The sequence below is a fragment of the uncultured Campylobacter sp. genome (genome assembly GCF_938045535.1).
Taxonomy (GTDB): domain Bacteria; phylum Campylobacterota; class Campylobacteria; order Campylobacterales; family Campylobacteraceae; genus Campylobacter_B.
The window spans coordinates 1-1308 of sequence record NZ_CALIMQ010000275.1 but is presented as its reverse complement, the minus strand read 5'-3'; the positions used below and the strand labels follow the sequence as shown (position 1 = coordinate 1308).

General features: G+C 49.9%; 1 pseudogene. It reads right to left on the bottom strand.

Going from position 1 to position 1308, the window contains the following annotated elements:
* Positions 1-1308, bottom strand: a pseudogene (locus Q0095_RS08565) (DNA-directed RNA polymerase subunit beta'); the annotation flags it as partial.

The following is a 1308-nucleotide window of genomic DNA, read 5'->3' as shown; positions in this document are numbered from 1 at the left end:
TACTAAACTATCATTTTCTCCAACGGTTTCGCCGTCTTTAAATACGATGTAGAATTTCCCCTCAACTTTACCGCTTACGCCTGCAAGCTCGGTAGGCTTGGCTAGATCGTGGCGTCGGATGGTATATTTAAATTCTTCTTTCTTGCCTTTTAGCGTAATATTCACATCATCATGAGTTATATCGATGCTTACCTTGCCGGTAATTGGAGCCTTAATCTTAGGCTCCACCAAAAGCACCGCAGCGTTTCTGCGGTTCATCACGATATTTTTGCCGCCGTTTTCGTAGGTCTTGACGTTGTAGTATCTAATGAAACCCTCTTTATCGGCGATTACTTGGCGATCTTGCTGCTCGGTAGATGCGGTACCGCCGGCGTGGAAGGTTCGTAGCGTAAGCTGCGTGCCCGGCTCGCCGATGGATTGCGCCGATATGATACCGACCGCTTCGCCCGGTTTTACCAGCTTGCCCTCGCCTAAATTTACGCCATAGCACTTCGCGCAGACGCCTTTTGCGGCCTTGCACGTAATCGGCGTGCGGATACTTACGGATTTGATGCCGGCATCGACTATGGTGCGCACCTCGTTAACGCCCAATAGCGTGCCTTCAGTAAATAAAATTTCATTCGACACCGGATCGATCACGTCCGAGCTTAGCACTCTTCCTATGATTCTATCGGCTAGGCTTTCTATTTGCGTTCCGTTCTCTACAATCTCGGTAACCTCGATACCCTCGTGCGTGCCGCAGTCGTGCATCGTAACTCTGACGTTTTGCGCGACATCGATCAGCTTTCGCGTCAGATAGCCCGCGTTTGCGGTTTTAAGCGCAGTATCGGCAAGACCTTTACGCGCGCCGTGAGTCGAGATGAAGTACTCGTTTACGTTCAGACCCTCTCTAAAATTTGAAGTAATCGGCGTCTCGATGATCGAGCCGTCGGGCTTACTCATCAGACCTCTCATGCCCGCTAGCTGCTTGATCTGCTCCGCGCTACCTCGCGCGCCGCTATCGGCCATCATATAAATAGAATTAAAGCCGTCCTTATCCTTCTCCATCATCTTCATCATCTCATCGGCTAGCTTCTTACTAGTGCTAGTCCAGATGTCGATGGTTTTATTATAGCGCTCGCCGTCAGTTAGCAAACCCGCGCCGTATTGGTTCTGAACCTCTCTGACCTGCTTTTTAGCCTCTTCGACGAGGCCTGCTTTGGACTTCGGCACGATGATGTCCGAAACGGAGATCGAAACGCCCGCTTTAGTCGCGGATTCAAAGCCTAAATTTTTAAGATTATCCAAGAATTCCGCGCTTATCTCAAG